Source organism: Lactobacillus sp. CA30L, from assembly GCF_059900845.1.
The window spans coordinates 152,515-175,524 of record NZ_JBWXGB010000004.1 but is presented as its reverse complement, the minus strand read 5'-3'; the positions used below and the strand labels follow the sequence as shown (position 1 = coordinate 175,524).

24 protein-coding genes and 1 other annotated feature are annotated in these 23,010 nt (G+C 51.8%); of the genes, 13 read left to right on the top strand and 11 right to left on the bottom strand.

Annotated elements, in window-relative coordinates:
• Positions 1-22: 22 nt before the first annotated feature.
• Positions 23-382 (top strand): DUF488 domain-containing protein, encoded by a 360-nt coding sequence (locus AC2JF8_RS06235; protein WP_500762101.1) that lies wholly within the window; start codon positions 23-25, stop codon positions 380-382.
• Here the strand turns inward: AC2JF8_RS06235 and AC2JF8_RS06230 are convergent.
• The 5 genes from AC2JF8_RS06230 to AC2JF8_RS06210 form a co-directional block, all read right to left on the bottom strand.
• A complete protein-coding gene (locus tag AC2JF8_RS06230) occupies positions 377-1,141 on the bottom strand; it encodes a DUF475 domain-containing protein (protein WP_500762099.1) in 765 nt (254 codons plus the stop codon). The two genes, AC2JF8_RS06235 and AC2JF8_RS06230, sit on opposite strands and share 6 nt — an antisense overlap.
• 53 nt (positions 1,142-1,194) lie before the next feature.
• A complete protein-coding gene (locus AC2JF8_RS06225) occupies positions 1,195-1,899 on the bottom strand; it encodes an NAD-dependent protein deacylase (protein WP_500762098.1) in 705 nt (234 codons plus the stop codon).
• Between the two features lie 135 nt (positions 1,900-2,034).
• Positions 2,035-3,048, bottom strand: a complete 1,014-nt coding sequence (gene asnA, locus AC2JF8_RS06220; RefSeq protein WP_500762096.1) for an aspartate--ammonia ligase — start codon at positions 3,046-3,048, stop codon at positions 2,035-2,037.
• Positions 3,049-3,105: 57 nt separating this feature from the next.
• Positions 3,106-3,350, bottom strand: a binding site (T-box leader).
• 62 nt (positions 3,351-3,412) lie between these two features.
• Entirely contained in the window at positions 3,413-4,780 is a 1,368-nt protein-coding gene (locus AC2JF8_RS06215) for an MFS transporter (RefSeq protein ID WP_500762094.1), read from the bottom strand.
• 180 nt (positions 4,781-4,960) lie between these two features.
• Positions 4,961-5,251, bottom strand: coding sequence for an ArsR/SmtB family transcription factor (locus tag AC2JF8_RS06210; protein ID WP_500762092.1), 291 nt, complete (start codon positions 5,249-5,251; stop codon positions 4,961-4,963).
• A 189-nt stretch (positions 5,252-5,440) separates the two neighbouring features.
• Here AC2JF8_RS06210 and AC2JF8_RS06205 point away from each other — a divergent pair, with 189 nt between their 5' ends.
• On the top strand, positions 5,441-5,917 hold the full coding sequence (locus tag AC2JF8_RS06205) for a hypothetical protein (protein WP_500762090.1): 477 nt from the start codon (positions 5,441-5,443) through the stop codon (positions 5,915-5,917).
• 108 nt (positions 5,918-6,025) lie between these two features.
• Complete coding sequence (locus AC2JF8_RS06200) at positions 6,026-6,667, top strand: nitroreductase family protein (protein WP_500762088.1); 642 nt, start codon at positions 6,026-6,028, stop codon at positions 6,665-6,667.
• A 65-nt stretch (positions 6,668-6,732) separates the two neighbouring features.
• On the opposite strand, the gene cls is transcribed toward AC2JF8_RS06200, so the two are convergent.
• Positions 6,733-8,190 carry a cardiolipin synthase gene (gene cls, locus AC2JF8_RS06195; RefSeq protein ID WP_500762087.1) on the bottom strand — a complete coding sequence of 486 codons (1,458 nt, stop codon included), beginning with the start codon at positions 8,188-8,190 and terminating at the stop codon, positions 6,733-6,735.
• A 34-nt stretch (positions 8,191-8,224) separates the two neighbouring features.
• Positions 8,225-9,157 carry an alpha/beta hydrolase gene (locus AC2JF8_RS06190; protein WP_500762240.1) on the bottom strand — a complete coding sequence of 311 codons (933 nt, stop codon included), beginning with the start codon at positions 9,155-9,157 and terminating at the stop codon, positions 8,225-8,227.
• 69 nt (positions 9,158-9,226) lie between these two features.
• Here AC2JF8_RS06190 and AC2JF8_RS06185 point away from each other — a divergent pair, with 69 nt between their 5' ends.
• A complete protein-coding gene (locus tag AC2JF8_RS06185) occupies positions 9,227-10,012 on the top strand; it encodes a ribonuclease H family protein (protein WP_500762085.1) in 786 nt (261 codons plus the stop codon).
• Position 10,013: 1 nt separating this feature from the next.
• Here AC2JF8_RS06185 and AC2JF8_RS06180 read toward each other — a convergent pair whose 3' ends face one another.
• Positions 10,014-10,928 (bottom strand): DUF1002 domain-containing protein, encoded by a 915-nt coding sequence (locus AC2JF8_RS06180; RefSeq protein ID WP_500762238.1) that lies wholly within the window; start codon positions 10,926-10,928, stop codon positions 10,014-10,016.
• Positions 10,929-11,120: 192 nt separating this feature from the next.
• Here AC2JF8_RS06180 and AC2JF8_RS06175 point away from each other — a divergent pair, with 192 nt between their 5' ends.
• The 7 genes from AC2JF8_RS06175 (at position 11,121) to AC2JF8_RS06145 (ending at position 17,136) form a co-directional block, all read left to right on the top strand.
• Positions 11,121-11,966 (top strand): glycosyltransferase family A protein, encoded by an 846-nt coding sequence (locus AC2JF8_RS06175; RefSeq protein WP_500762083.1) that lies wholly within the window; start codon positions 11,121-11,123, stop codon positions 11,964-11,966.
• Positions 11,963-12,619 carry an alpha/beta fold hydrolase gene (locus AC2JF8_RS06170; RefSeq protein WP_500762081.1) on the top strand — a complete coding sequence of 219 codons (657 nt, stop codon included), beginning with the start codon at positions 11,963-11,965 and terminating at the stop codon, positions 12,617-12,619. The genes AC2JF8_RS06175 and AC2JF8_RS06170 overlap by 4 nt, the downstream gene beginning before the upstream one ends.
• Positions 12,620-12,781: 162 nt before the next feature.
• On the top strand, positions 12,782-13,762 hold the full coding sequence (locus tag AC2JF8_RS06165; protein WP_500762079.1) for a ribose-phosphate diphosphokinase: 981 nt from the start codon (positions 12,782-12,784) through the stop codon (positions 13,760-13,762).
• A 142-nt stretch (positions 13,763-13,904) separates the two neighbouring features.
• Complete coding sequence (locus AC2JF8_RS06160; RefSeq protein ID WP_500762077.1) at positions 13,905-14,588, top strand: TetR/AcrR family transcriptional regulator; 684 nt, start codon at positions 13,905-13,907, stop codon at positions 14,586-14,588.
• Between the two features lie 11 nt (positions 14,589-14,599).
• Positions 14,600-15,427 carry a hypothetical protein gene (locus tag AC2JF8_RS06155; protein ID WP_500762075.1) on the top strand — a complete coding sequence of 276 codons (828 nt, stop codon included), beginning with the start codon at positions 14,600-14,602 and terminating at the stop codon, positions 15,425-15,427.
• Positions 15,428-15,481: 54 nt separating this feature from the next.
• The gene (locus tag AC2JF8_RS06150) at positions 15,482-15,958 is read left to right on the top strand and encodes a nucleoside 2-deoxyribosyltransferase (protein ID WP_500762073.1); all 477 of its coding nucleotides are present in this window, start codon (positions 15,482-15,484) and stop codon (positions 15,956-15,958) included.
• 188 nt (positions 15,959-16,146) lie between these two features.
• Positions 16,147-17,136 carry a helveticin J family class III bacteriocin gene (locus AC2JF8_RS06145; RefSeq protein ID WP_500762071.1) on the top strand — a complete coding sequence of 330 codons (990 nt, stop codon included), beginning with the start codon at positions 16,147-16,149 and terminating at the stop codon, positions 17,134-17,136.
• A 70-nt stretch (positions 17,137-17,206) separates the two neighbouring features.
• Here AC2JF8_RS06145 and AC2JF8_RS06140 read toward each other — a convergent pair whose 3' ends face one another.
• From AC2JF8_RS06140 to AC2JF8_RS06130, 3 genes are all read right to left on the bottom strand, one after another.
• Positions 17,207-18,133 carry a LysR family transcriptional regulator gene (locus AC2JF8_RS06140; protein ID WP_500762069.1) on the bottom strand — a complete coding sequence of 309 codons (927 nt, stop codon included), beginning with the start codon at positions 18,131-18,133 and terminating at the stop codon, positions 17,207-17,209.
• A gap of 135 nt (positions 18,134-18,268) precedes the next feature.
• Positions 18,269-18,751 (bottom strand): hypothetical protein, encoded by a 483-nt coding sequence (locus tag AC2JF8_RS06135; protein ID WP_500762067.1) that lies wholly within the window; start codon positions 18,749-18,751, stop codon positions 18,269-18,271.
• A 21-nt stretch (positions 18,752-18,772) separates the two neighbouring features.
• A complete protein-coding gene (locus AC2JF8_RS06130; RefSeq protein WP_500762237.1) occupies positions 18,773-20,653 on the bottom strand; it encodes a flavocytochrome c in 1,881 nt (626 codons plus the stop codon).
• 437 nt (positions 20,654-21,090) lie between these two features.
• Here AC2JF8_RS06130 and AC2JF8_RS06125 point away from each other — a divergent pair, with 437 nt between their 5' ends.
• Positions 21,091-22,176: a D-alanine--D-alanine ligase family protein gene (locus tag AC2JF8_RS06125; RefSeq protein ID WP_500762065.1), complete on the top strand. Its 1,086-nt coding sequence runs from the start codon at positions 21,091-21,093 to the stop codon at positions 22,174-22,176.
• Between the two features lie 25 nt (positions 22,177-22,201).
• Positions 22,202-22,975, top strand: a complete 774-nt coding sequence (locus tag AC2JF8_RS06120) for a transcriptional regulator (protein ID WP_500762063.1) — start codon at positions 22,202-22,204, stop codon at positions 22,973-22,975.
• Positions 22,976-23,010 lie beyond the last annotated feature (35 nt).

Here is a 23,010-nt window from a genome sequence, read left to right as displayed (position 1 = left end):
AAAATAAGAGGAGGTGATTGTGATGACCAAAATAAAACTGATTCGGATATACGACCACGAGCAGCCCGCCGGCTACCGCATATTGGTTGACCGCCTGTGGCCGCGCGGCAAGAGCAAGGCCAGCGCCGCGCTTGACCTCTGGGCCAAGGACGTGGGACCAAGCAGTGCTCTGCGTAAGTGGTTCAACCACGATGACCAGAAATTTGCTGCTTTTGCGCGGCAATACCAAGAGGAGCTTGCGCAGAATCCGGCGGTGCCGGACTTAATTGCCCTCGTGCGCACAAAGCTGCGGGACCGGGACGTTTTGTTTTTATACGGTGCGAAGAACCGGGACCACAACCAGGCCGTTGTGCTCAAGGAGTACGTCGAGCGGCACCTATAGCTTGCGGCCGTGCTTTTTAACTCGCCAAAAGTGGAAGGCAATCGTGATGAAGAGGACGCCGAAGACGATGAGTGCAAAGACGGTGTTGGGCAATTCGAAGGAGAGGGGCGGCAGCGCGGCTAACAGTTTCAGCGCGATAACGCCGATCAAGAAGTAGGCCATCGGCTGCAATTCCGGGATAATGTCCATCAGCCGGATGATTACTTCGGCCACGCCCCGCATGCACAGGATGCCGATCATGCCCCCGATTAAGACGACCACCGGGTTGCTGGAAACGGCAAGTGCGGCCAGAACGGAATCGATTGAAAAGACGATGTCCATCGCCTCAATCGAGATGACCGTGCGCCAGAAAAGCGACAGTACGTGTCCGGACTTGGGCGCGTCCTTGTGGCTCCGGGGCCTCTTGGCCGAGGCAGCCTGCGGGTGGCGCTGATCGTAGAAAAACCTGCCGGCCAGGTAGAGCAGGTACAGACCGCCGGCCAGCTTGATCTCCCAGAAGTTGATCAGGTAGGTGCCGATTCCAATCACGATGAAGCGAAAAACATACGCACCCACCAGGCCGTAAAAGAGCGATTTTTCCTGCTCTTTTTTGTCGGGCAGCACCTTGGTCTGGGCCGCCAGCACAACCGCGTTGTCCACGGAGAGCAGGCATTCCATCAGAATCAGGGTCAGAATAATCAGCCAGTCCTTGCCGCTGGTCAAGACGCTGATCCAGTTGTGGGCGCTGAAGAAGGGGGCATACATTTTGATAATTGACATTAAAAACTCTTTTCTAGGTTAATTAAAATAGTGCTAGCTAAGTCTGCTAGTTTTTACAATTGTTGAAAAACATCCAGGGCGTCGCCGATAATGGCAGTCACGCCGGCCGCCGGAATCGCCGTCTTGTTGATGGCCCAGACCTTGGCCCCGCTCTGTCGGTAAGAGAGCAGCTGGGCGAACGGGTAGACGACGAAGCTGGTGCCGGAAATGATTACCAAATCGGAGTTCTGCATGGCGTTCACGGCCCGGGACAGGTTGTCCCCGTCAATGGCCTCGCCATATAAAACGATGCCCGGCCGGATGATGCCGCCGCAACCTTCGTGGTAAAAAGACCGGGCGTATGCGCTGTAGGCAACGTGCTTGTGGCACTTGGTGCAGTATATGTCGTAGAGGCTGCCGTGAAATTCGGTCACGTGCTCATTGCCTGCCTTGGTGTCCAGGTGGTCGACGTTCTGCGTGATGAGCTCGCCCTTGTCATTGCAGATCTTTGCGATTTGGGCATGAATCGCGTTAGGCTGGGCGTCGGGGAAGTACATGTTGTCCATCACGAACTGGTGGAAGAAGTCCGGCCGGTTGTAAAGCGTCTCCGCGCTTAAAATGGTCTCGGGACTTTCGGCGACGCCGTCGTAAATGCCGTTTTTGGACCGGTAGTCGGGGATGCCCGAATGCGTCGAAACGCCGGCCCCGGTCAGGAAGGTGACGTGGCGCGCGCTGTCAATATCCGCCTTTAATTCGTCTATTTGTTTGGAATCAATCATAATTTTGGCCCCTTTCTAAAAGCTAATTATCTTACTGCTAGTTTACTACAAGATTTTGCGTTGACCCAAGTTTGTCACCAATAAATAAATTCACAAAACAAATTCACACGGAGATATGCGTCCGTGTGAATTTGTTTATAAGATTTGCATGTGGTGGTCCTGGCACTCATCAACCATCGCCTGCGGCCAGACGCTGGCCTGGACCTCGCCGATGTGGGCCTTGCCCAGCAGGAGCATGCAGAGGCGGGACTGGCCGATGCCCCCGCCGATTGAATAGGGCAATTTGCCCGCTAAAAGCAGCTGGTGAAATGGCAGCTGCTCGCGCTCGAGGCAGTCCGCCTTTTCTAGCTGCTCGTGCAGGCTCTCGGGACTGACGCGGATGCCCATCGAGGAGAGCTCCATGGGCTGCTTGAGCGGTTCGTACCAGAAGATCAGGTCGCCGTTTAATTGCCAGTCATCGTAGTCCGGTGCCCGGCCGTCGTGCGGCTGAGCGCTTCTGTGCAATCTGTCGCCGATCTTCATGATGAAGACGGCCTTTTGCTTTTGGGCAATTGTGCGTTCACGCTCGTCGGGCGTAAGGCTAGGCCAGCGGTCTTCCAGTTCCTGCGTGGTGACGAAGTGGACCTCGTCGGGCAGGCGGTAGGTGGAAGCGGGGTAGCGCTTGGCACACTCTGTTTCGATCTGCTTGATGGCGGCGTAGATCTGTCGAACCGTGGCCATGAGCGTTTTTGTGGTCCGCTCCTCTTTTGCGATGACCTTTTCCCAGTCCCACTGGTCGACGTAGAGCGAGTGGAAGTTGTCGAGCTCTTCGTCGCGGCGGATGGCGTTCATGTTGGTGTAGAGGCCCTCGTGCAGGCCGAAGCCGTATTTTTTCAATGCCATGCGCTTCCATTTGGCCAGCGAGTGGACAATCTCAATCTGGTCGCCCCGCGGCATGTCCTTGGCGTCAAAGGCAACGGGGCGTTCGACCCCGCTCAGGTTGTCGTTTAGGCCGGTCGCTTGTTCCACAAAAAGCGGTGCGGACATCCGCTGCAGGTTGAGCTTGGTGGCCAGAATTTCCTGGAAGCGTTCGCGGATGAAGACGATCGCCGCCTCGGTGTCGCGAATGGTCAGGGTGGGGTGGTAATTTTCCGGTAAAATTAACGTCATTATGATTAACCTCCAAATTTTTGCGCCAAAGAAAAAGCCCTTCGCTGCGCTTGAATAAACAAGGACGAAAGGCTTTTTCCGCGGTACCACCTAGATTGCCCCGGATAAAGGGGCCAACTTACTGAAGCACAATCATGCTTCACCAGCCTGGTAACGTACTGGGGACGACACCGCCTACTTTAAGGGCAATTTCAGCGGGCTGCTAAAAGGGTTTTTCACTAGTCCAGGGTCTGCCGGCTTTCCACTGCCGCCGGCTCACTGTCAGAGGTAGGCTACCTACTCGTCTTCTTCACGGCATTTGTTTAATAGTAATTTAACAATATTTTTAGCTAAAATTCAAGCAAAAATTATTTGTACGTGTTCTTTAACCAGCAATTCTTGCATTGTTTTTGTGAATTAGCATGGCTGTCAATACACCACTGAGCGACAGTATGCCGGCTGCCAGCATAACGCTTCTGTACCCTGAGGTAAAGGCAGCCGTTGTTTTTAAATTGCCGAATTTATAAAAGACTATTACTGAAATGGCCACTCCCACTGCACCACCATATAGCCTAAACATGTTGTAAATGCCAGAAGCCTTGCCGTTATCCTCGGCGCTTACTGCACCTAACACCGCTTTTTGCAATGCGGGACCGCCCATCGATAAACCTGCTCCTGAAATAATTAACGGCAATATAATATGGCTGTATGGTGTAAGGGGACTGCTAATCGCAGCAATCCAGATATAACCGAGACCTTGCAAGAGTAACCCTAGGCTAGCGACTATGCGTTCACCATATTTGTCAACCCACTTGCCAGCAAATGGCGCAATAATAATTAGTGTGCCCGTCCACGGCAATAGTTCTAGTCCGGAAACTAGCGCATTGGCGTGACCCACTAATTGTAAGTATTGAGGAAGGAAAAAGACAACGCCGTACATGGAAGCATATAGTAAAAACGTTGAAATATTCCCTCCGGTAAAACTATTTGCCCTAAAAAAATCCAGTGGAATCATCGGGTTGGCTTCGCGGGGCTGTCTTGCCAAAAAAAGCACCCAAAATAACAAGCCAATTAAGCCGATTACTATTGAAGAACTTCTAAAAGATTTGTCTGATAAGCCCCAGATTAAGCCAGTTGAAGCAATAATTACCAGAAAAGCATCTGTGTAATTGATGTGTGCGTGAGATATGACCGTCTCCGGCAACTTTCTTACGTTGTAAAAAATTCCGATTAAACCGACGGGAACGTTGATCCAAAAAATCCACTGCCAGGTAAATTTTGCTACAATAAAGCCTCCTAAAGCAGGCCCCACAAGCAAGCCTAATCCCCCAATGCCGCTGTATATTCCCAATGCGGTACCGCGCTTTTTGGGGTCAAGCGCTGAAGTTAAAATTGTCATGGACATGGGTGTTAAGACGGAGGCCCCCATTCCCTGAATTATCCGTGCAAAAATCAAAAAATTAATATTCAGCGAGAGTGCAGACAATATTGAGCCAATTACGAAAATCAACATGCCAAGATTGTATATTTTACGGTGACCATAGCGATTTCCTAGGGCGACTCCGACTAGGAGCACTGCTGCGATTGTGACATTGTATGCGTTTAGCGCCCACTGCAATGACGCTACCGATATATGAAAATCGCTTCTAATTGCTGTTGATGCAGTAGTTACAATCATTGAGTCCATCATGGACATAAAGAAGCCGAGTGAGGTTAAAAATAATATCCAAGCCGAGCTAACTGTTTTTTTCACTGTTAAAACATCCTCCTAAAAAATAGTTCAATTTTTTTTGAACTATGGAGAATGATAACCTCTTATTAACCTTGGGTCAAGAAAATTATGAACACGCTAAACCGTTACGGCTATTGCTAAGCCCAAAACGTGAATGCTATATTAATCGGCGTAAGTAGGAAATGGGGAGGTTAAAACAAATTATAAACATTCAGGAATATTCTTTACGTACTTGCTAAACGTTGAATAATTTAACGATACGTATTTTTCCCTGGAATTTTTTCTTGTTAAGGTCAAATTTGCGTCCCGCAAAATCTTGAAGTGGTAAGATCCAGAAGACTTGCTGATGTTTAAATAGTCATTAATCTCGTTGCAGGTCACACCATCTTTATGGCTATCTAGGTACTTAATGATTTTTAAACGCAGAGGGTCAGCCAGCGCCTTAAAAACCTTGACCCTGTTTTCATCTATTTCCGAAATACTTTTATTCAACTTTTGCTTCTCCTTGGGTTTGATTCGCTTAGGCCAGTAGTCTGCTAACTAATATATAATTACTACCTAGTTTAAATTAGATTACCATTAATTGCAGCATAATGTTCTTGTAAGGGATTGTAACTACTTTATCCAACTAAAAGGGTCCAGTCTGTTATAATGAGTGAAAGCAAACGTGAGGAGAATATTATGGCAGGTTTTTATCTTATCTTGGATGCGCTGCTGCTGGGCTATACGTGCTATAGCTGGTACTGGCAGGCTAACATTGACGTCAAGGGGCAGTATCGTGCTTCTTCAGTGATCTGGACCGTGATTTTCATCTGGGTTGCCTTTGCCTGGCAGCTGATTGAAAAGGGCGATCCGGGCCTGGGGATTTTTCTTGCAGTCTTCTTAATGATTGGCATCATCGACGGCTTTACCGGTTTTGCGCCCAAACGGGCAGTGGTCTCCGGCTACTTTCGCCGGACCGTGCCCTACGCCGAAATTGCGCTGGTAACTTTAATCCAGGTGCCGAACCCCAAGAAAGAAATGGTGATCTGCATCATTACGACGCAGAAGAACCGGCAGTACTACCTGCGGTTTTCGCGCGGTGTGGCGCAGATTGTTGAGGCAATCAAAGAACACGTGCACCACGACATCAAGATTGAAATTCAGAAGCTGCTATAAAAAGCCCGCTTGAAAGCGGGCCTTATTTTTGCGGAAACATGTGAAAATATTATCAAATTATAGTAAAATAAGGCATAAATAATCTTAATTAAAGAAAGTGTGAACGTTATGCGTAACAACGATTTTACCGATGTTGTAGAGAACCGGCACTCCGTGCGGCACTTTGACCCGGCGGTCAAGATTTCCCGCGCGGAATTCAAGCAGATGCTCGCAGAGACCATCACCGCCCCGTCGGCCTGTAACCTGCAGGCGTGGCACTTTGAAATTGCCGATACGAAAAAAAGCCTGGCCAGGGTAAGAGAATACATGATGAAGTTCAACTACCCGCAAGTCGATTCTTGTGCCGCCATCGTGCAGGTCTTCGGTTACAGCGATGCCTACAAGTCCTACCGCAAGATGTGGACCAAGACCTACGAGGAGGGCAACATCACTAAGGAGAAGCTGGACGAGGTTTTGAGCACCTTTTTGCCGCTGTACGAAAACGGGTCGGCACAGATGCGGGCAACGGATGCGATTATCGACAGCTCTCTGGCCGCCATGCAGTTCATGCTGGTTGCGCGCAACCACGGCTACGATACCAACCCGATTGCCGGCTACGATGCCCATAAGGTTCCGGCTGCCTTTGGCCTTGACCCCAAGCTCTACGTGCCCGTCATGGCGATTGCGATTGGCAAGGGCGTAAAGAACGATGCCGATACGATCGAAACGGTCCGTTACCCGGTCGAACAGGTTTATCACTTCGCGGATTAATCATGCCGCTTGTCTAGCCAAAACAAAGAGCCCGCTTGAGTGCGGGCCCTTTGTTTTTTTATTAATTATAAAATCGGCGACAGCATGCGCGAAAAACTCTGCAGGGTGCGCAGCCAGCGGCCCTGCTTGGCAATCATCTGCGGCGTCAGCAGGGTGGACTTGGTTATATCTGCTTCAAAGGAATGCGCCACTTCAGCGGTAAAGTTCTTGTCGTAGAAGACCGCGATGTCCTCGAAATTCAGGTCATAGGACCGGTAGTCCTGGTTCATGGAACCGACGGTGGAGAAGGTATCATCAACCACGATGGTCTTGGCGTGGAGGAAGCCGTTTTGGTACATGTAGATCTTGACGCCGTAGCGGGACAATTCGTTGGCATACCACTGCGTTGCCCGGTAAATGAAGGGGTGGTCAGGCTTGCAGGGGATCATGATCCGCAGGTCGACGCCGGACATGGCGATGGTCAATAGCGTGGCAAACATTGCGTCATCGGGAATCAGGTAGGGCGTCTGGATCCAGACGCGCTTTTTGGCCAGCGATATTAGGCGCATGACGCCGTTACGCATGTTGGCGTTATAGTGGTCGGGTCCGTCCGACACAATCTGGGTGGCAACGTCGCCGGGACGAATCTCGTTTTCGTCCAAGTTGGGGAAGAGCAGGGTGTTGAAGGTGATGACCTGCTCTTCTTTTTGGATTGAGGCATTCCAATCCATGACGAAGCGCTCCTGCAGGAGCAGCGAGGCCGACCCCACGATCCGCACCTGGCTGTCGCGCCAGTAGCCGAACTTCTTCTTGCGGCTGAGGTACTGGTCGCCGACGTTGAAGCCACCGGTCCACGACGTCTTGCCGTCAACCACCACGATCTTGCGGTGCAGGTGGTAGTTGATCCGGTACCGGGTAATCATGTTGCGCGAAGTGACGAAGGGCAGCACCTGACCGCCCACTTGACTCAACTGGTCGAACCAGGTCTTGGTTGCGCCCATTGATCCCCATGCGTCGTAGAGCAGGCGCACGTGCACGCCCTCCTTGGCCTTTTTGATCAGCAGGTCGAGGAACTCGTTGCCAATCTGGTCGTTGTAAAAAGTATAGAATTCAACGTTGACGGTTTGGCGCGCGTTTTTTACGTCGCGCATCATGTCCTTAAACATGGGTTCGCCGTCGGTGTACAGCTTGACGTGGTTGTTCTTGCTCAGGGGACTTTCGCCGTTGTGGTCAAAAAAGTGGACGACCATCTTGGCCTTGTTCGAGGTGTCAGCGGAACTGATCTTCTTGGGTGCCTTCGTAATCGACTTTTGCACGTTGCGCAGGCCGATGTGGTGCTGCTTGTTGATTGCGAAAATGTTTTCCTGGGAGATTCCCCGCCCGAAGAAGCCGTATAGAACAAGACCGAGAACGGGCAATACCAGCAGTATGATCAGCCACGCCCACGTGGTTGAAACAGACCGCCGCCGGTGAAAGACGATGTAAAAGGCCAGGATGGTGTTGGTAATGATGATAATACGAATGATGTCGTGAAGCAGAATCACGTAGTTCCTCCAGAATTTAAAGAAATTGACTAGTTTATTTTTTGAGCCCGATAAATTTGTTGATGATGTCAATCACGAAGGGATTGTCATGCATCCAGCTGTGCTCGGCGTACTTCTTGCCGCGGACCTCGACTTCGTGGTAGGACGTGGCAAGAGGTGCTAGAATGTAGCGGATGCTTTTGGCGGAAATGACGGAGATGAACTTGTCGCTGTTGGTGTTGTCCAAAACGTTGCCGTAGATGTTCAAAACGGCAATATGGGGGTTGAACCGCTTGCGGTGAAGCAGCAGGTAAAGGTAGTGCAAGTCGATCACGTTCGGGCGACCCTTGTGGTTGAAGCCGTTGACGTTGGGGATGTCGCCCATGTAGGTAACACCGTCGAAGGGCCCGGCAATGAACGCGCACCGGGTCAGGCGCGGGAAATTTTTCTTGTGCGCGGTGCGCATCTCGGTACGGACCACGCAGGGACAGGCCAGCGAGTGGGCGACCGCCGCGTAGCGCTTAAAGTGGTAACGCTGGGCCAAGAAGGGCAGGATAAAGCGCAGGTAGTAGTCGATGGCATAGACGCCCACCAGGCGCTGCCGGAAGACCACTTGCACAATCGGACTGGCATCGCCCGTCCAAGTACCCTCGAGCTTGAAGTTGCCCAAGAGGTCGGCCGTCACCTTGAGGTAGCGCGTTTCGCCCTTGTCCTTCAGGGCCTTCCTAATCATGGCGTTGGTCGTGTAGTCGCCGCCGCGGAAGCCGTGGAAGTAGATGATAGGCACCTGCTCGAAGTCGCCCTTTTTGTTCTCAACGGCGGCTGTGTCCTCAATTTGCCTCTTGTGCAGGTGCAAAAACAGGCGACCGGGGGCGATTGTCGCAAGCGCAGCGAGAAAAAGCATGTTGAACCGGCTAGGCTCTTCTGCTAAATTATGTTTGCGGTTCTTTTCCGCTTCTTCTTTATATTTTTTGGTATTGAAAAACATCATCCCACCCTGTAATCAAAACTACTATTATTTTAACATTGACGAGGACTTTTAGTGATGGAGGAACACATGAAATTTTATGCAGTAAAAAAGGGCCGGCAGCCGGGCGTTTATCGCACCTGGGCGGCGGCTAAGGAGCAGGTTGACGGGTTTGCAGGTGCCGAGTACAAGTCGTTTGCACAAATAACGGACGCAACCGACTACCTCAACTGGGACCAAAAGCAGATTAAGCAGGTCTTCCAGGAGGGCGAGAATGACCTGGAGCAGGCAATTGCTAAAATCAAGCACGCAAGCCGCACGGTTAAAAAGACCACCGCTCCGGCGGCTAACGGGGCGGCGGCTTCTGACGCTGATTTGGACGGGGATTATTTTGCAACCATCTATACTGATGGCGGCACCCGCAATACGGGCAACTACAAGGGCGGCCACGTGCGCGCGACCGACAAGGCGGCCTGGGCGTACCTGATTGAGTGGCAGGACCACGGCCATAAGCAGACGGCTTACGATTCAAACGGTGAAATGGGGGCGACCAACAACAGGATGGAGCTGACCGCCCTGATTGAAGCGCTGAAAAAGTTGCTGGAACTAGGCTTTAACCAGCGGCCGCTACTATTCGTGCTCGACTCGCAGTACGTCTTGAACCCGATCACCAAGGGCTGGCTCAGGGGCTGGAAGAAGCGCGGCTGGAAGAAAAGCACCCCAGGTGCAATTGCTAACCTGGGGTGCTGGCAGGAACTGGATCAGCTATTGAGTCAGTTCACCAAGCCTAAATTTGAATGGACCAAGGGGCACGCCGACAACCGTGGAAACGAGTTCGTTGACCATACCCTGAACAAGTTCATGGACCAAATGTAGCCTAGCAGCGAGCGATAACGGCTACGCCGCCGAAGAGGTGGCTGAAGAAGTCGCTAATGCTTTGCCAAACTTGTTCAAGCCAGTTGCGGTTTTCCTGCGTGTTGATCTTGTCGAAGATGCCCTTGGCGTTCTTTTCGATGTTTTTGGAAAGGGCAGCGGCCTGGTCCTTGAAACTATTGTTTTTCAGGGCACCGGAGTCACGGATTTTAATCATGACGTTGACGATCTGCTGCTTCTGGTTGTTGTTGATGACGTCGCCCAGGTGGTTGATGTTAATCTGGTTGTTGACGATATCGTGAATCTGGCTGTCGGAAATATTGTTGCCGATTTTGCCCATTTCTTGTTTGCTGCCGGCAACGGCGTTATTTAACTGTGCGTCGGTGTAGCCGTCTTTGTCCTTGTTTTCCTTGGTAATCTTACTGAGGGTGCCCATTTCGTCCTGGGCGGCGTTGACCTGATCCTGGTTCAGGTTAGTGCCCGTCTTGCCGTAAGCGGCGTAAACCCCAGCCAGGGCACCGGAACCGTCAATCGGGACGGCACTAGTGACGTAAATGTTGGCGTCGGCAATCCCGGCGGTCAGTGCGGCATTCTTGTACTGGTTGGCGGTGATCGTGGTGATGTTGTTGCGGCCCTGGTAATCCAGGATCTGAACGTTGATACCGTTGCCTGTTGCCGTTTTTTGGATCATTGCGCTGGACCAGACGCCAGAAGTGGTAGTGAAGTTGGCGCCGGAGGGGTTGAGGTACTTGACCAGGTCGCTGCCGTCGATGGTAATCGACTGGTAGCTGCCGCCATTGAGGGGGGCGCTCAGCGTCTTGAGCGTGCCCTCCTTCTGCGCCGGGGTCAGTGACGTCCCGAGGCAGATAACGGGGAGGTCATCGGCGTGGGCCGATTGCGCTGAGGCGCTCATGCCCATAACACTGCAAAACAACGTAATAGTAATAGCTAAAATTAATTTTAGCTGTTTCATAATTAATCAGCTCCTTTTTAATGTCCTAATTATACTAAAAGCAAATTATAAAAGGGTAAATTAAAGGTTACGGCTGGTTAGTTTACGTTATTTTTAATAATTAGATGTTATAATTAAAGGCAACAAAGGAGGGGTGCTATGATTCAGCAACCTGAACTAACCGTCATCATGCCAGTCTACAACGTTGGGAAGTACCTGGCCCGTGCGTTGGACCACCTGGCCCGGCAGGACAACCCGAACTTCAAGCTATTGATTGTCAATGATGGTTCAACGGATAATACGGAAAAGATCGCGCAGAGCTACCGCAGCCGTTTCCGTTATATGAGGATTATCAATAAGCCCAACGGTGGCCTGTCCGATGCGCGCAACGTCGGTATCGACTACGTTGACACACCGTATTTTACCTTTCATGACGGCGACGATTGGGTCGATCCCGGCTACACGGACTTCTTCGTGCGGGCCTTTCACGAGCACCCGGACGCTGCGATGGTTGCGTGCGGCTTTTGGCTCGACTATGAGAATAAGCGTGGGTCTGTTCCCGCTGCTAAAAAGACGGTGCGTGGGATGAAGGGCAAGTTTAGGTGCTACCAGCTCATCTGCAACCCGTTGGGGTCGCTGTTTGACAACCACGCTTTTGCCACCGCGGTCAAGGGCTATACGTGGAACAAGGGCTACAAGATTTCTGTTGTCCGGCGCCAGCACATGTACTTTATGGAAAACCTGGCCTTCATGGAGGACCAGATTTTTAACGTGCAGTACCTGGCTGCCACCACAGGCTTTTACTGTGACAGCCGGCCGCTATATCATTACTGGCAGCGCAAGGACAGCATGGTCCATAACTTTAATTTCAAGATGATCCCTGACAATTTCAAGGCCAACTACATCGTGCTCAAGATCATTGCGCGGGATCTATGGCAAGAGCACAAGAAGCAAGGCGTTTCTAAGGAGAAGCTGGCCGAGATCACGGAGAGGAATCAGCGATGAGGGAAAAAGTTAACGGCAATGAACTTTACTATAGCAAGCTAGGCAAGGGCGCACCGCTCCTGCTTTTGCACGGACACCACCTGGATGGTGGGATGTTTGACAAGATTATCGCGCCGCTGGCCCTCTACTACACGGTCTACGTGCTCGACATGCGCGGCCACGGCCTCAGCGCAGGCGAAAGCGCCACGCACTACCAAACGGAAGTGAAGGATCTGGCGGCCTTCATCAGGCAGGTTGACATCAGGGGCTGCTACTGCTTCGGCTTTGATGCAGGCGGATTGCTTGCGATGATGCTGGCCAGCCAGGACCAGCACGTGTTTAAAAAGCTGATGGTGGCCGGCGTCTTTGTTAACGGCAACGGCATTAGGCCCTACCACTACTTGACCGAGGGGGTCTTGCGCTTTTTGCAGATGAACCGGGACAGTCAGGTGGAATTGACCGAGAGCTTCATGTCGGTTGATAGTCTGCGGTCAATTACGGTTCCCACCTACTGCGTTGTCGGTGAAAAAGACTGGGTCAAGGTGGAACACGTTCGCTGGTACAGCCAGATTATTCCCCACGGCCAGCTTTTGGTGATGCCGCGCCAAAAGCACGACAGCTACGCGGTCAGCAGCTACAAGCTGCTGAATTTAATGGAAGAATTCTTCAAATGATTTTGGACTAAGCCGGCGTTTCAGAGAATATAGAGTAATAGTTATGACCCTGCACGGAATTTCTCCGTGTTTTTTTATGTGATTCTGTCCTTTTCTAAACATTAGTGTCATTTTTTGTTTATAATAGAATAAAAAGATTGTATTTTTGATAAAGAGGTAGCTATGAACAAGGAAGAGATTCTGCAGTTATTGCATCCAATGAAGCTAATTGGGTTGAGCGGCAATCCCGCATTGAATGAGAAAATTGCCAGCATTTTGAAAAAGCCGCTGATTGAGACTGCGGTACAGCACTTCAGCGACGGTGAGATTCAGGTTAACATCGGCGAGAGCGTCAGGGGCTGCGATGTCTTCGTCATCCAATCAATTCAGGACCCCGTGAATGAAAACTTTATGGAGCTGGAGATTGTGCTGGACGCGCTGCACCGGGCATCGGCCCACCGGATTAACGTCGTTGTGCCCTACCTGGCCTACTCGCGTTCCGATACCAAGACGCGGTCGCGTGAACCGATCACGGGCAAATTGGTTGCCAATTTGCTGCAGATTACCGGGATGGACCACCTGATTGTGTTGGACCTGCACGCGGCGCAGATTCAGGGCTTCTACAACGTGCCGGTCGACCACCTGCACGCGCTGCCGATCTTGGCCCGGTACTTCCTCGACAACGGGATTGCGACCAAGGAAGACGACAACGTTGTTGTCGTTTCGCCGGACCACTCCGGCGCCAAGCTTGCCCGCGACTTCGGGCAGTACTTCAACGCCCCGATTGCAATCGTTGACCAGCGCCGGGCACGCTATGATGCCAACGTCCACGACATGATTGGCAACGTCAAGGACAAGATTTGCATCATTGTCGATGACCTGATCGATACTGGGTCACGCATCTCTTCTTCAACCAAGTCGGTCCTGGCTGCCGGTGCTAAGAAAGTTTATGTTGCCTCAACGCATGCGCTATTATCCCAGAACGCAACCGAGGTTCTGAACGAACTGCCAGTCGAACAAATTGTGGTTACGGACACGATCAAGCACAGCCACTATCCGGACAGAATGGTGCGGATTTCGGTTGATTTGCTCCTGGCCCGGGGAATCAATTACGTCTACAATGATCGTTCTATGCATCTGCTGAGTGAAAGCGACCTAATATAAGTTAATTGAAGGAACCTAAGCTTTACTTCCTTGAAGTGGATGACTATTGCCTGTATGTGGGGTCACTTCAGTATATTATTGTTTATTTGTTGGGTATTATTGGTATAATAAATAAGCAAATATAGAAAATGGAGAAACTTATATGGCACGACGAAAAAATTATAAGAGAAGAAGAATCATTTTAAACAACACGCTTCACCTAATTCGCGAAAATGGGATGGATAATGTTTCATTTCAAATGATTGCTGAGAAATCAGGAATTTCCAAATCTCTCCTCCAGTCATATTACCCACATAAAGCCAAGCTGATTGATGATGTGGTCCGCAACATCCTCAACACACTGGACGAACAGGTTAGGAAGGCACACTATGCCGGTGACGAAAACGTTTGTGCATGTGCCAAGGCCTTTATCTACACCATTGCAATGCTGGGGATTTATGATCGGGGCCTTAAGCGCATCATCAACGAAGTTTTCAGCAGCAACGACACCCTTGACAATTGGAGCACGATGCTCAATGATTGGGTGAGGGAAAACAAGATTTTCGACGCAAATACTTTTAACCCCCAAGAGGTTCAGTACGGGATTGCTTTTATAGTAACTGGCGTCGGCCGGCTATACTATGACAGCAAGGGCTTCAACCTGTCTGCGGAACAGATGGCGGATTATGCTACCAGCTCTTTGATGTTTAGCTTTTTGCACTGCACGCCTGATCAGATAGACGAGGCGCTCAAGATCGGACATGAGATTATTGCGTCCGCCGATATTGAGGAGATTCATCATGCAATCGATACGATGTTTGATGAAGGCAAAGACATCGTCTGTTAGGAAGGATTAATATGGCAAGTGGCCTAAGGGAAAACTCGCGTAAGGTGAATCAAGAACAAAGCGGCCAATACAAAAAGGTACTGGCCTTTGTTATTTTTCTGCTTGTTACCTTAACCATAAGTACCGTTACCTTCCTCAACCCCTTCTTCATGAAGGGGCAGATCAGGACCAGCAACAACGAAGCCGTTGTCGTCAGGCAGGTCAATAAGCACTTCGATGTTCTGGCGGCCACGCTCGGTGCCAACAAAAACGGGAACCCCAACCTGCTCACGAATAAGCAGACGCAGCCAATTGCTGATCATATTATTGATTACACGCTTGTGCCCTGGGTTAAGTTCAGCAACATGAACCTAGCTAAGCAGATCCTGCACGATATTGATTTGAACATTGATGCGGGTTCCTCGAGTGACGCGCAGCTGGTGCAGGAGAAGCTGAAAAAGCGGGGAGTCAGCGCACCGTACGACGTAATTGACGCCTTCAACCTGAACACGATTACCGTTGGAAGCAATATTGCCTTTGTGCTGTTGCTCATTAATATTGCGGTGGTTGTGATGGCGGTCATCAGCTTGCGGTCAATTATCGATGAGATGAGGGTGGCAATGGCTTCTAAAAAACTGGCGCACGAGGTCACGGCGGCCGGGATGTGGGCTGGTTTTTGGATAATACTGCTTGCGGGGATGATGGCCTTGGTTCCGGTTGTCTTCAACGTCGAGAACCTGGCGCTTTTTGGCTACACGCTTGAGATTGCCAGCAGCATCTTTCTGGACTTTGTGGTAGCAGGCGTAATTCTTTACGTCCTGAGTGCAATCCCGTGGGAAATCACCTCGCCTAACAATTAAGGCGGGCTATGGCGGGCGCGTGCTGCATGTTCGTTAAACGTTAAAGGAGATAACATGAAAATTTATTTTGCCAATGCGTTGTTTTCGCAGGCGGAGATTAATTACAATGCCCACCTGGCAGGCCAAATCCGGCAGCTGGACGCTTCCATTGACTTGTACCTGCCCCAGGAAAATGATGCAATCAATGACAAGCAGGCCTACGCCGATTCCAAGATGATTGCACGGGCCGATACGGCCAAGCTGCTTGCAAGTGACCTAATGGTGGCGATTCTTGATGGCAATAGCATTGACAACGGCGTTGCCAGTGAGATTGGCGTAGCCTACGCAAAGCATATTCCGGTTGTAGGGCTGTATACGGATACGCGCCAGCAGGGCAGCGACAACAAGAAGAAGCTGCAGGCCCTAGGTCAGATTGCCGAGAACCAGTTCCACTATCTAAACCTGTACACCACTGGGCTGATCAAGTTGAACGGTATTATCGTTAATAATGAGGCCGATCTGTTGAAGGCGGTGGCCGCTTACTTGAAGTAGCAGGCTGGCGCGCGGCTGAGGGGCCTCTTCTGTAATTACACCGCAAAAGTCAACTTCTTTTGCGGTGTTTTGCTATTCTGGATCTGGGCCAGGGTGTTTGGAAGAGATTGCCGTGCGGTCGTTTATTTTAGGGTGGAAGGACTGGCAAAATTGTGGCTGTAAACCAAAAAATACCAAAAGCGAATAATGTGTCCGTTAAACTAATCAGCAACTTGGATGATTGGCAGGGGTCAACCGGTCCGGTAGACCGTGATCTGCGGCAGGTCGTTGTGCAGAAAAGCTGCATTGTCGGCAAACGTATCTACGCTCTGCAGCATGTGGCGGATGCCACGCTTGTTTACCGTGGTCAAAGCGGCTACAATGCGTCGTTCAATAAATTATTGCCGGTTCTGCACCTGACGGGGAGCGCGGGCGGACACACCCAGACGTTTGAGTATGCGGGCCGACCTGGTCAATGGTTTGTGGGGACCAAGCCGAATGACCTGAATAATAACTGGTCAAGCTGGTCCAAGCAGATTGCCCGCACCCGTATACCCCGCCACAGGCCGATTGCACAAAACACGAGGGTGAGGCCGCGCCTGGCTAACCTGAATCATGCGGGCAGCAGCCTGGGCATCGGCTGTGCGGGCCAGCAGCTCGCTCGCGTCGAGGCTGCCGTTTCGCCGGATGGCCGCTACTTTCTGGTTGCCTACGGCGACAGCGACTATACCGGCTACTTTGCCCTCTATCATTTGGCTGCCATTAACGAGGCACTGGACCACGCGTTGGCAGCGACCGGCTACGTGGATATTGCCACCGTTGAATGCTTGCAGGCTTTTAAGATTCCGCACTTGTCCGGAAAAACGGGCGAGGTGGGGTCCCTTCAGGGGTTTGCCATTGGCGGCAATCGCGGGGCAAGCGGTGCAGGGGGACTCAGCGTGTACGTTTCCAGCCAGTTTGCGAGTGATACCGCGGGCGCTGACCGCAAGGTCATCAAGATTCCCTGGGGCGCAGCCCGCCCGGACAGCTGGGAACTGGTCGACCTCACAGCCGCGCCGCTTGATTTTCCGGGCTACTACAGCGAGCTGGAGGGCATCCAGTTAATCGCAGCCAATGACGTGTACCTGACGGTTGCATACCACGACAAAAATAATAAAAAGACCTACATGAACAAGGTGTACGAGGTCACGTGGCATTAGTCTGGACAAGCCTGGCTTAAGCGCAAAAAGGGGGTGAGAAGTTGATTCTCACCCCCTTTTTTAATTGCTCTTAGTGAATCTGGGGCTGCAAATTCTTGTTTTTAAAGATTGTGACCAGGTTTTTCAGGACCGGTGGCATCTTTTTCTCGTGCCTGGTAGCAATAAAGAAGACCAGGTTGATGAGGCTGCTGTCGAGGGGCAGCAGGTTGATCGGGGTCTGGGTGATCCGCTTGATGATGCTGGCTGAAGAGATGGTCAGCCCGATGCCGTGAATGGCCAGGTTGGTGGCCGTAATGACGCTCTGTGATTCCAGCACGATGTTTTCCTCAAGGCGCAGCCGCTGAAACATGCCGTTCACCTGGTGCCTAATCGCGGATCCGGGCGTGCTTAAAACAAGGGGCTCCTGCAAAAGTTCCTTGAGGTTGATTTCGCCTGGTTTAAGAATGAACCTGCCCTCCTGATAGTAGGGCGATGTCGGTGAGATTACCACGTAGTAGCGTTCACCGCCATTGATGACTACGTCGAGGCTGGAATTGATTGCCTCGGGCGTCTGGCCGATGTAGCAGTCAATGTCACCGTTCAGCAGGCGCTTCTCACTCTCGCGCGGAAAGTCCTCTACGAGCTGGATCCTAACGGTTGGATTCGTCCTTAAAAAAGGGGGCAGGATTTCCGGCAGCAGGTAGGTGCCGAGACTTTCCAAGATGCCGATACGGACAATCTGCTTTTCGGGGTTGGTGTAGGAGGCCAGGCGCCGGGCGAGCTGCTGCTTGTCGTAAGAAATACTCTCGAGGTAGTGGTAGTAAATCAGACCTGCCGGTGTTAGGGTGTAGGGCAGCTTAGCGCGCTCGATTATTTTGACGCCCAGGTTCTTTTCAATCCGACCGACTAGCTGGGTCAAGTAGGGCTGCGAGATGTACAGTTCCTTTGCCGCCTTGGTAAAGGAGCTGTTTTTGAGGAGCACGTCCAGCAGGTGCTGCAATTCTTCCGGGTTGTTCATGATAGTTACCCACCTTTAAATTGACTGTGATTCTTAAGGGACAGTTATATTTTACCGCTTTGGGAATACAAAAAACCGGTAATTCCACGTTGTTTTGCGTGGCGATTACCAGTTTGTTGGGTTAGATTAGCTGAATTAAGCGTGCGTGGGCGCGCCCAAAACGGCGGTGGCAGTCTTGGTACCAATCCAAACGGCAATGAAGGATGCTGCGTATGAAATGATGAAGAAGATCAGCCAATCGTGCAGGCAGCCGTTGACCCAAGTCTGCATTCTAGCAGCTTGGGGAATGGCCGGGTTGTAGAAGATGCTCTGCCCGCTGCAAACGAGGGTGTTGAACGTGTTTAAAATTGCGGAGGGGATGATTGCCTGAACCAGCTTGAAGGCGGTTGTGCCCTTTTTTAGGCCGAACATGCCGGCAAATTTGTCGCCCCAGTTATTGTAGGGGATAAACAAGCTAACGACGAAGACAATGAAGAATATCTCACCCCACAGCTTGAAAATCACGGTCCAGGTCAATCCTAAGCGGTCAACCAGGGCTACGGCAACTGCCATGATGAAGCCCATAACGAGCGCTAAGACGGCGGTAATAATGGTGCCAAAGTGGCTTTTTAAAAACATGTCTTTTCTCCTTGCCTAGTGTTACTGAGCGGATGCGCCACTGGTCGCGTCTGCAGTCGGAATTTCGGCACAAGCCGTGTTAGCAGCGATGCGGCCAAAGGTGAAGATGTCGGCGAGACTGTTGCCGCCTAAACGGTTGCCCGCGTGCAGACCACCGGCATTTTCACCCGCGGAGTAGAGGCCGGCAATGGCCTGGCCGTTCTTGTTCAAAACGTGCGCCTTGGTGTCGATTGCTAAACCGCCCATCGTGTGGTGGATGGCCGGCTTGCGCGGCGTTGCATAGAACGGTGCGACTTCACACTTGAGGCCGAAGACGTTTTTGTGAAATTCAGGGTCTTCGCCGCGATCGACGTCCTCGTTGTAGGTTTTGATTGTCTGCACGAGGGCCGCCGGATCCATGCCGGTCTTCTGGGCAAGCTCCTCCAGCGTGTCGGCTTTGAATAGGGTGCCGGCCTTGACCTGGGCATCGATTGATTCCTGCGTTGTGTTGTAGGCTGTTGCCTTAATCTTGTCGTCGGCGATTAGGTAGAACAGACCGCCGTTGTCAATCGCCGCCTTGGCCAGCGTGTCCCGCTCGGCAAATTCGTTGACGAAGCGCTTGCCCTTTTGGTTGACCATGATAAAGTTGGCGGGCGGTGTCTGCAGGCCCGTGAATAATTCGCCGGTCTTAGGGTCGGATACCGGCATTAGCTGGATAAAGCCCATTCCGAACAAGTCGGCGTCTGCCTCAAGTCCTAGCCGGATGCCGTCGCCCGTGATTGCCGGTGAGTTGGTGGTGGCAATGTCATCATCAATGTGTTCCCAGTAGGCGTTGTACTTCTGCACCATCTTGGTGTTGGCGCCAAAGCCACCGGCCGTTAGGATAACCGCCTTGGCGTTAACGGTTAGCCTGCTGCCGTCCACGCGTTCAGCCACAACGCCGCAAACCTGATTATCCTTGATGATTAGGTGCTTGACGGTTGCTTCAAGGTAAGGCTTGACGCCGTGTGCCTTTACCCAGTTGCCCAAAATGTGGATGAAGGCGTAGCCCATTGGTTCAACCGGCTTGTGACCGCGGCGCCACAGGGCTCCGACCGGTTCGGTTACTTCACTGGTATCAAACTTGACGCCCAGGTCGGTCAGCCACTTAACCGAATTCAGGGAGTTGGTCACCAGTTCGTGCACCAGTTCGTACTTGCCATGAATCTCGTTGCCACTGAGGTCGGTTCGCTTGCCCCCGAGATAAGTTTGAATTTCATGCAGGAGGGTGGAGTCAAACAGGTGGCTGGCACCGGAATCAACGTATTCCTTAATTTGCGCCTGCAATTTTTTGAAGTCGTCTTGGTATTCCGAATCAATCTCGTCAAGCGGGGTGGCCGCCAGGTCTTCTAGCGTTTCTTTTTCACCCGGGAGGGCATCGAAGCGGTTCTGCCATTCGGGGTCGGCCGCGTTTAATGGACCACCGGCACGGCTGGTGTTGCCGCCGATTTGGGGAAATTTTTCCAGCAGGGCCACTTTTTTGCCCTGTTGAACGGAACGAACGGTGGCAGCTAGACCGGCACCACCCGCACCGACCACGGCCACGTCAACGGTAATTTCCTCATCCCGCCTTTGTGCAACTGCGGGCTTGGCCCGCTTTTTCCATTCGGCCGCGTCGCCGCCGGCCAGGGCAATGGCTTCGGCCACCCCATCAACGACGCCGTGACTGGAGATCGTCGCACCGCTGACGGCATCGACGTTCAGCGTCTGGCCTGCGATAATTTCCTGGGGCAGACGGTTGAAGACTTCATCAGCCACGCCTTTGGTTTCGGTTGACGAATCTACCTGGATGCTTAAAATCTTGTTGTCGCTGATTTCAACGGTCATGGGCATGGCTTCGGAGCCGTGTCCCTGCGCCTTAACGTTGTATTTTCCGTTCTTCATGTTCATATTTAATAACCTCTTTTTGTCACTAATACCTTAATTAATTCTGAATTTAGGATAACGCTTGCATGTGGGCTGCATCAAATAGTTTTTTTGCAATTTATCCATAGCAATTTTGCTATAAGTGGCAAAACAACCAGCTGGGGAACGTTGCGGACATGCGCGTTTTTAGGCACATGGTTTCCCGGCTTAGTGGTGTCCGGCTCAGGCGGTATAATCAAATCGCTATTAACCGGCACGCAGCCTAGGGGCCTTGGGATTCTTGTGCTGTTTGTGAAAAAAGGCTGCCTTAAACATGGCAGGTGCTTTATTAGGCTGTTTTTGGTTTTTATAAGGCAGCGGGAAATATTTCCTAAAAATCGCCTAATTCTTAATTATTTCGCCATTTATTGCCGTATAATGAAAAAGTTAGAAATAATAATTAAGAGGTAAAAACAATGACGAAGAAAACACAGGTCGGTCTTATTTTTGGTGGCAACTCATCAGAGTATGAAGTTTCAATCATGTCGGGGCACAACATCTACAATGCGATTGACAAGCAGAGGTTCGATGTTCACCCCATCTGGGTTACAAACTCGGGCTACATCGCCAGTGAAGAGGATGCGTTCAAGGTTCTTGACAACCCCCATTATGTGGTTGAAAATCCGCACAAGGCGGCCAACCTGTCTAACTTAATCGAGCTGGCCAGCCTGCCCGAAATCGATGTTTTCTTCCCTATTGTGCACGGCAATCTGGGTGAGGATGGCGGCCTGCAGGGCCTGTTCCGCGTATTGGACAAGCCGTTTGTCGGCGATGATGTGCTGGCGGCCGCAGTAACGATGGACAAGGAGTTCACCAAGATTTTAGCCCAGCATGCCGGCGTCCCGGTGGCCGACTGGATCGCCATCAAGCGCTTTGAGTACGAGGACGATAAGAATGACAAGCATGACTATGCGGCCGTCAGCGCCAAGCTGGGCGGCGATTTGTTCGTGAAGCCGTCCAACCAGGGGTCCTCTGTCGGCGTGCACCACGTGACCAATGCGCAGGAGTACGCGGCTGCACTGGCCGATGCGTTTAGGTATGACGACAAGGTATTAGTGGAAGAGACGATCCACGGCACCGAGGTTGAGACGGCGGTATTGGGCAACGACCAGCCGCTTGTCTCCGGCGTCGGTCAGATCATCAACGCTGCGGGCACCTTTTACAGCTACGCCAACAAGTATGATGAGAATTCGACCACAACCCTGCAGATTCCGGCCGCGCTGCCAGCCGCAATTGTAGAAAAGGTCCGGGCCAACGCGCTGAAAGTCTACCAGATAACCGAATGCAGCGGTCTGGCCCGGATTGATTCGACGCTGCGGGAAAGCGACCAGCAGGTGATTTTGACCGAGGTTAACGCCTTGCCGGGCTTTACCAACATCAGCATGTACCCCAAGTTGTTTGAAGATGCGGGCATCTCATACACCGACCTCATTACGCGCCTCATCGACCTCGGGTTAGAGCGTTATGACCACAAGAAGACGCTGCTGCACAAGCTAGGCTGATTAATCTATGAAGGAGTAATACGTCATGACCAGTGATAAGCATAACTTTGAAGAACTAATGGCGCCGGCGGCGACGGCCAAGGAACTGCACATCAGCGTTGCAACCTTGCGCAAGTATTCGCTGATCGTCGAGCGCGTCACGAACAAGTCGGATTATTACGCCAGGTCCAAGCAGAAGGCGCGGCTCTACAGCAAGCAGGACATCCAGGACCTGAAGGATTTTCACCGCTTGGCCCAAAGCAACGGGTTGACCCTGCAGGACGCAGCCCAGCAGGTTTTTGCCGTGAGCGAGCAAAAAGAAGATACTCTCGCTGATAATGAAGAAAAGCAGGAAATGATGTCCACGCCGCAGATGATGAAGCTATTTAATGGCCTGCAGCAGACGATCGGCCAGCAGAACGCGGCACTTGAAAGCCTGCAGGAGCAATTGAATCGAATTGAGGAACAGAACGAGACGCTGCTGGCAAAGCAGGCGCAATCCGAAGGGGCGGTCGGCAAGGAAGAAGACTTTGCCGCCTTGCCCGATATCTCAGGCATTGTGACGGATGAAGACGATACAAATGGTGGTATCCAGGACGAGCATGCCCCTGGTGCAGGCCGTCCGGTAACCACGGCCGAAAAGCGGGCGCAGGTCCTGCATGATGAACAGAAGTCGAGCGCGCAGCTGCACGAGGAGATTTTGGCCAAGGCCAAGGAAAATGCGCAGAAGCAGGCCGCGGCCGGTGCCCACCGCACGCTTGAGGACATGCAGGTGGAGCCGGAGAAGAAGCACTGGTGGCAGCGCTTCATCAACATGTAGCCGGTTAAAAACGACGTGGCGGGCAATGGCCGGTT